We start from the raw sequence: 7,674 nt of genomic DNA on the forward strand, positions 1-7,674 counted from the left end.
GACTAGTCGGCGTAGGTGAAGGTAGTGACGTCGAACATGCCCTCGGGGCGAATGCGGAGCGTCGGGATCACCGGCAGGGGCAGGAAGATGATGCCCATAATGGGGTCGAGTGGCGGCTCAATACCCATCGCGCGCGCCTTGACCATAAAGTCGTCGTGTTGCGCGGCGACATCCTCGGCCGTGCCCTCGCTCATCAGGCCACCGAGCGCCAGCGGAATGCGCGCTACGACCTCACCATCGCGTACCAGCACGTGACCGCCCTGGCCAACAGCCTCGACGGCAGCCATCATATCGGCTGCGTTGTCGCCCACCACGCACACGTTGTGCGAGTCGTGACCGATCGTGGAGGCGATGGCACCACCGGTGATGGTGAAACCGCGCACCCAGCCGCGACCGATGTGCTTGCCAACAAGACCCAGGCCCGCAGGACCATCACCGTCGGCACCCTCTGCCTGCAGCGATACGCCGCGGCCGTGACGCTCGATCAGCATAATGCGGCGCAGGCCCTCGGCATTCTCGGGACGAGCCATGCCCGTGATGGCCTTGCCCGGCACCACGTCAATCACGGCCTCGCCCGGCTTAAAGGCATAGTCGAATACGTCGAGCGAAAGCTTCGGCAGCTTAACGGAAGCACGCAGCTCATCGGCAAGGGCCGCAACCTCGGCCATCTCGGGCGCAACCTCGCCCACAAAAGTGCCGTCCTGTGCCACGAGCGCGCCGGCGGCATACACGCGATGCGGAGCTGTAGCAAACGTCAGGTCGTTGAGTACCAGCAGGTCGGCACGCTTGCCCGGGGCGATGGCGCCACGCAGCTCGTGCGGGTCGCGGCAACCGTGGTCCAGGCCAAACGCTTCGGCCGTGGACAGGGACGCCATAGAGATGGCGACCACGGGGTCAATACCGGCCTCGATGGCCACGCGGCAGGCATTGTCGATCATACCGGTCGAAAGCGCGTCGGAGGGAGCGCGGTCATCGGTCGCAAAACAGCAGCGGCGGGCACGGGCGGGGTTTTCCAGCAACATCGGAGACAGGTTAGCCAAGTCATGGCTGCACGTACCTTCGCGCAGCATGACATACATGCCGCGAGATAGCTTGTCGAGCGCCTCCTCGGGAATCGTCGACTCGTGGTCGGCGATAATGCCCGCCGCGGCATAGGCATTGAGATCCTTGCCGGCAACGAGCGGCGCATGGCCGTCGACCTGTTTGGACGGCGTCTGGTTGGCAGCGTCGATTCGAGCGCAGGTCTCGGGATCGGCCATAAAGACGCCCGGCAGGTTCATCATCTCGCCCAGACCAAAGACATCGCCCGGATGCTCGGCAAAAAACGCCTGCATATCGGCGGCGGTGATAACGGCACCGGCCTGCTCATCGGGCAGTGCGGGCACGCACGAGGGCATCATGTATTTGATGGAAATGGGCGCGCGACGGCCGTCCTCGATCATAAAGCGCAGGCCGTTCAGGCCGGAAACGTTGGCGATCTCGTGGCTGTCGGCGATGGCAGTGGTGGTGCCGCGCGTCGCCGCCATGCGCGCATACTCGGCGGGGCGGATGTTCGAGGACTCAATGTGCAGATGTCCGTCGATAAAGCCGGGGGCGATATAGCGACCCTGGCAGTCAATGACCTCAGCCGCCTCGTAGGTGCCGGCGGCATCGTCGCGACCGTCGTAGAGCACGCCGACGATTACGCCATCCTTGACGGCAACGCTACCGGGTGCCACGCGCTGGCCATATACGTCGACAATCTGCGCATTGGTAAACAGCGTGTCGACGGGCACGCGACCCTCGGCAGCATCGATCACAGACCTCATGACCTCAACGGACATACATACTCCTTTAACCGTAGAAAACAGCTGCGGAGCGGACAAACCTTCACCGCAGCAAGCCAATAGCAATTGTATGCCCAAACGATGGGCCAACAATACGCCCCTCCGCTTAACGGCACACGCCGCTTGGCGCGATGGGGACAGGTTGCTTTGCACCAATGACAAGGAGTGTCCCAAAGTGCCGGCACAAAAGGAACGTCCCCAAGTGCCAAAAAGGCCGCAGTCGGAATCGTTCCGGCTGCGGCCTTGTTGCACTTGTGAGGTCAACTTGCTCGTTAGACCAACTTGAAGCCCTTGCGCTTGCCTACGGAGAGGGTGTCGCCCAGCTTGAGGGCGCTCGGGTCGATGTTGTAGCTCTTGGGAGCCACGGCCTCGCCGTTGATCTTGACGCCGCCGCCGTCAATGTCGCGACGGGCCTGGCCGGCGCTCGCCGAAAGGCCCAGGTCCTTAAGCAGGCCTGCGAGGTAGATCTGGCCCTCGTCGTTGACGGTCAGCTCGACATGCTTCTCGGGGAAGTCGGCAAGCTGGCCCTCCTTGAACACGCGGTCGAACTCGGCCTGAGCCTCGTCACCGGCACCGGCGCCGTGATAGGTGTCGCACAGGTCGCGGCCCAGCGCGCGCTTGAGCTCATAGGGATCGGCGGAACCGTCGGCCAGGGCAGCGTCAATCTTGTCGACCTCGGCCGGAGTGAGCGAGCTGGCCAGACGATAGTACTTGCCGATCATCTCGTCGGGGATGGACATGGTCTTGCCGAACATATCCTTGGGAACATCGGTCAGGCCGATGTAGTTGCCGTATGACTTGGACATCTTGCGTACGCCATCGGTGCCCTCGAGCAGCGGCATGGTAAGCGCGATCTGCGGCTCCATGCCCATCTTCTCCATGAGCTCGCGACCAGCGAGCAGGTTGAAGAGCTGGTCGGTGCCGCCCATCTCCACGTCGGCCTTGATCTGAACGGAGTCGAAGGCCTGCATCACGGGGTACAGGAACTCGTGCAGGGCGATCGGCGTCTGGGACTGGTAGCGCTTGGTAAAGTCATCGCGCTCGAGGATGCGGGCGACGGTGAACTTGGAGCACACCTGCAGCAGGCCGGCCAGATCCATCGACAGGATCCAGTCGCCGTTGTGCACGATGGTGGTCTTCTCGGGATCCAGGATCTTCATGGCCTGGCTCACATAGGTCTCGGCGTTGGCCTCGATCTGCTCCTGCGAAAGCTGCGGGCGGGTGGAATTCTTGCCCGAAGGATCGCCAATCAGTGCGGTGCCGTTACCGATGATGAGGGTGACCTTGTGGCCCAGGTCCTGGAACTGACGCATCTTGCGCAGGGGCACGGCATGACCCAGGTGCAGGTCGGGGCTGGTGGGATCGACGCCGAGCTTGATGTTGAGGGGCTCGCCCTTCTCAAGCTTCTTGCGAAGGTCGGCCTCGGGGACGATCTGTGCTGCGCCCGAGGTGATGATACGCATTTGCTCGTCAACAGACAGCATTGGGTATCCTCCTTTTGCTATAGCACCCTCACCGGATACGGCGGTGCTCGAAGTTCATAAACCCACTAATAATAACCAAAACGGCGCGGCCGAACACCTACGACAGGAAAATCCTCGTCCTGCCGCACGCGTCGATAACGACCGGCAAACGCGTGCCGTCACGTTCGACCAAAAAGCGCGTCTGCTGACGGCGCGAGCAGTCACGGCAACGGACCTGCCCCGTCGCATCCGTGGCGCAGGCGCCCTCGACAGTCAGCAAGCAGTGCTCGCACACCATGAGCTCGGGACGGTCGGCGTCGACAGGCCCCAAGACACCGGGGCAAGCGGCAAGCTCGGCAACACGCTCCGCGTCGTCGGCGACAAGCTCGGCCGGCAAATACACACGGCCCGCGCCGAGCCCGCGTAGCCAGGCAAGCGTAACCCGGTTCGCGCAAAACACCGGTGCCGCAACGTCAAACGCCACGCCCAGCTCACGCGCCATCGCCACCTGTCCCAGATTACGGCAGACGACGCGCCCGGCACGCCACATAAGCGAGCGGGTACGCGAGGCATCGGCTGCGCGGCAGACCTCGTCGAGCACCACGGTCGCATGGGACAGATCGCGCTCGCCACACGGGTCGGCATCCATCAGCTGCCAGGCAAAGACCATGCGAGCGGAAGCCCCCTTTTCCGTCGGCTCCGCCAACACCGCCTCGGGCACGTCGCCAACAGCCACGGCGTCCTCAAAGGGCAGTATCTCAACGGCTCGTGCAACGGGTACGACCGCGTCCGCCTCGACCCGCATGTGCTCCAGCGCCGTCGCCGTCTGCTCCAACACGCCGGCGCTGCGAATCAGGTACACCTCGCAGCCCGCATCGACCTTGCGCTTGCAGTGCACGACAACGCGCTCCCCCGCTGCGGCATCCACCGGGCAGGGCACCTGGGGCCAGCGCTTGGGCACATCGGGGCGTGCATCGGCACCCGGATAGAACCGGATCTCGAGTGTGTCACCCGCGGCCACGGCGGCATCGAGCTCGACGGTCACCTCTTCGTGACCCACCGTCACCAAGTGGCCCACGCGTACGCCCTGGTTAATCGCACGCTCAAAGCTCATGAGCTCAGCACCCGATCGCCCCCGCAGATACGCATCGGTAAACCCGCGGTTGAACGACCTGCCCAGCTCGCGCTCGAGCGCCGACACGGCAGCGGCATCCCACGCGCCATCGCGCAGCATATCGAGTGCACGACGCCACACCCGCACCACGTTGAACACGTAGTCGGGATTTTTCATGCGTCCCTCGATCTTGAGCGACGCCACCCCGGCCCCAACAAGCTCGGGCAGGTGCGCAATGCCCAGATAGTCGCGCGGGCACAGCAGACGATCGCCCTCCACGGAAACGACGCTCTCCCCCGCCTCGTCCACCAGGTCGTACGCCAAGCGACACGGCTGCGTGCAGTCGCCGCGCATCGCCGATCGTCCACGCCGCAGGGCCGAAAACTCGCAGGCCCCCGAATATCCAATGCAAATCGCGCCGTGGCAGAACACCTCGATAGGCACGCCGGTAGCACACAGGGCGGCAATCTCGTCGACCGCCAACTCGCGGGCGGTCGTCACGCGCTCGACCCCGAGCTCGTCGGCAGCCAGGCGCACGGCGCCTTCGCTATGGACGCCCGCCTGCGTGGACAGGTGAATCTCGACCGCGGGAATCGCCGCGCGCAACGCGCAGGCCAGACCGGCATCCGCCACGATCAAGGCATCGGCACCCAACTCATGCGCGTGCGCCCCCAGCGCCACCGCGTCGGCCAACTCGTCATCGAACACAAACACGTTGAGCGTCACGTATACACGCACGCCGTGCGCATGCGCCACGGCGCAGCCGCGCAAAAACTCGTCGTCGGTAAAGCCGTGTGCGCTCACGCGGGCGTTAAACCCACCCAGGCCCGCATAGATGGCATCGGCGCCCGCTGCGATCGCCGCGAGCATCTGATCGAGTCCGCCGGCAGGCGCCAGCAGCTCGGGCAGCGCCACCTCGGCAGCCCCCGGCTCGTTATCGCATTGTCCACTCGGCCCCATCGTCCGAATCGCCATCGGCAAACTCCTTACCAACAAGGTATGCATTCACTCTGAAAAATGCCGTCATCCAGCATACACGAGGCCTCGCGCGCCTCGTTTGGTTTATCGTGTAATAACTTATGTCCATCCTGCCCCAGCGGCGCACCCGCCGCCCGGCACGACATACCTGGAGGTCAATATATGGGTCCTCGCCAACGACAGGGACGCAGTCGTTCCAAGACGCATGTCCTGCCCATGATCCTGCTCTCGTTCTTGGGCTTTTTGCTCATCGCGGGCGTAGCGTTTGGCATCGGCATGATCGGCAACGTCAATCGCTGGCTGTCCGATCTGCCCGACTATACCGACGCCAACGCCTATCTGGTGAGCGAACCCACCGAGATCGTCGATTGCAACGGCAACAAGATCGCGAGCTTCTACACGCAAAACCGCAAGTCCGTCACCAAGGATCAGGTCTCTCCGTACGTGTTGCAGGGCACCGTCGACGTCGAGGACGAGCGCTTCTACGAGCATGGCGGCATTGACCTGTGGGGTATCGCACGTGCCGCCGTGGCAACCGTCTCCGGTGGCCACGAGGGCGCATCGACCATCACCCAGCAGCTGGTACGCAACACCATCCTGCAGGAGGAGCAGTTCGATTCGACCATCGAGCGTAAGGTGCGCGAGGCCTATATCGCCATCAAGATGGAGGAGATGTACTCCAAGGACGAGATCCTCATGATGTACCTCAACACCATCTATTACGGCCACGGCGCCTACGGCATCGAGGCCGCAGCCGAGACCTACCTGTCCAAGAGCGCCGCCGACCTCACCCTGAGTGAGGCCGCGCTGCTCATCGGCCTTCCCAACTCGCCTTCGCAGTACGACCCCACGGTCAATCCCGATCTGGCACTGTCTCGCCGCAACAAGGTTCTCGACAACATGCTGCGCCTGGGCCACATCACCCAGGAGGAGCACGATGCCGCGCAGGCAGAGCCCGTCACCCTCAACGTAACCGAGATTTCGGGCAGCGGCGTCGACGTGTATTCGCAGCCCTACTTTGTCGCCTATGTTAAGCAGCTGCTGGAGCAGGAGTTCTCCACCGACGTGCTGTTTAAGGGCGGCCTAACCGTCAAGACCACCATCGACCCCACGATGCAGCAGACTGCCGAGGAGGCCGTGCGTGCCCAGCTCGACACGCTTTCGCTCGACGGCCTGGACATGGGCATGGTCGTCGTCGACCCCAAGACCGGCTACATCAAGTGCATGGTGGGCGGCTACGACTATAACGCCGACGAGAACCACGTGAACCACGCCACGGCCAAGCGGCCCGTGGGCTCCACTTTTAAGGCCTTTACGCTGGCCACTGCCATCCAAAACGGCATGAACCCCAACGTCACCCTCAACTGCAACTCGCCGCTCAAGGCCAAGGGCACCACGACCGAGGTGCAGAACTACGCCAATCAAAGCTACGGCACCATCACGCTCAAGCAGGCGACGGCATACTCCTCCAACACCGGCTATATCCAGGTTGCAGAGGCTATCGGCAATAACAAGATCATGTCGCTCGTCAAAAAGCTCGGCATCGATCCTTCTAAGGACAATATCGAGGACGTTCCCGTCATGACGCTCGGTACCGGCTCCATCTCGCCGCTCGAGATGGCCGCGGCCTATGCCACGTTTGCCAACGGCGGTTACTATCGCCAGCCGATTGCCATCACCGAGATTGATTCGCGCACTGGCTCGGTACTGTACCAGCACACCGATAACCCCTCGCAGGTGCTCTCCACCGGCGAGGCCGCGGCAGTGACCGACGTCCTGACCGGAGTCATGCAGGGCAGCGGCACGGGTGCCGCCGGCGCTCTGAGCGTGAACCAGCCCTATGCCGGCAAGACGGGTACCACCGACAACACCACCAACCTGTGGTTCTGCGGCTATACCCCGCAGCTGGCATGCGCCCTGTGGACCGGCTACTCCGCAGGTGAGATTCCCATCCAAAAGTACGGCACGGATCTGCTGGGCGACAGCACCAACCTGCCCGTCTTTAAGAAGTTCATGAACACCGTCCTTGCCGGCACCGACCGCGAGGAGTTCCCGACGGGCACTGCCCCCACGTATAAGAACAACAACGTCTGGAAGTTCTACGGCACCAACAACGCCAAGAAGGAAGAGTCCAAGGACGAGAACGAAGAGGACGAGAAAGAGACCACCACGACCACGACGACGACCACCACGACCACCGAGACCACGGGCGGCAGCACCACGGGTGGCACCGGCTCGACCGGCGGCTCGACCGGCGGCTCGACCGGCGGCTCGACCGGCGGCTCGACCGGCG

At 63.4% G+C, this 7,674-nt stretch carries 4 protein-coding genes; 1 reads left to right on the forward strand and 3 read right to left on the reverse strand.

What is annotated here, in order from left to right; translation table 11 throughout:
- Positions 1 to 2: 2 nt before the first annotated feature.
- The 3 genes from DXB86_RS02180 to DXB86_RS02190 all read right to left on the reverse strand — a co-directional run bounded on the left by DXB86_RS02180 (position 3) and on the right by DXB86_RS02190 (position 5,378).
- Positions 3 to 1,823 (reverse strand): adenine deaminase, encoded by a 1,821-nt coding sequence (locus tag DXB86_RS02180; RefSeq protein WP_117735992.1) that lies wholly within the window; start codon positions 1,821 to 1,823, stop codon positions 3 to 5.
- A 275-nt stretch (positions 1,824 to 2,098) separates the two neighbouring features.
- On the reverse strand, positions 2,099 to 3,310 hold the full coding sequence (gene tyrS, locus DXB86_RS02185; RefSeq protein ID WP_117735993.1) for a tyrosine--tRNA ligase: 1,212 nt from the start codon (positions 3,308 to 3,310) through the stop codon (positions 2,099 to 2,101).
- A 97-nt stretch (positions 3,311 to 3,407) separates the two neighbouring features.
- Entirely contained in the window at positions 3,408 to 5,378 is a 1,971-nt protein-coding gene (locus DXB86_RS02190) for a U32 family peptidase (RefSeq protein WP_158555258.1), read from the reverse strand.
- A gap of 165 nt (positions 5,379 to 5,543) precedes the next feature.
- Between DXB86_RS02190 and DXB86_RS02195 the strand changes: the two genes are divergently transcribed.
- On the forward strand, positions 5,544 to 7,674 hold a 2,131-nt coding region (locus tag DXB86_RS02195), incomplete at its 3' end, for a transglycosylase domain-containing protein (RefSeq protein ID WP_117736022.1).

Origin of the sequence: Collinsella sp. OM06-18AC (assembly GCF_003438785.1) — a bacterium.
GTDB lineage: Bacteria > Actinomycetota > Coriobacteriia > Coriobacteriales > Coriobacteriaceae > Collinsella.

Bases quoted from the DNA above. Each gene is read 5' to 3' on its own strand.
- DXB86_RS02180 (WP_117735992.1), bottom strand. From the start codon at position 1,823: ATGTCCGTTGAGGTCATGAGGTCTGTGATCGATGCTGCCGAGGGTCGC.
- tyrS (WP_117735993.1), bottom strand. From the start codon at position 3,310: ATGCTGTCTGTTGACGAGCAAATGCGTATCATCACCTCGGGCGCAGCA.
- DXB86_RS02190 (WP_158555258.1), bottom strand. From the start codon at position 5,378: ATGGCGATTCGGACGATGGGGCCGAGTGGACAATGCGATAACGAGCCG.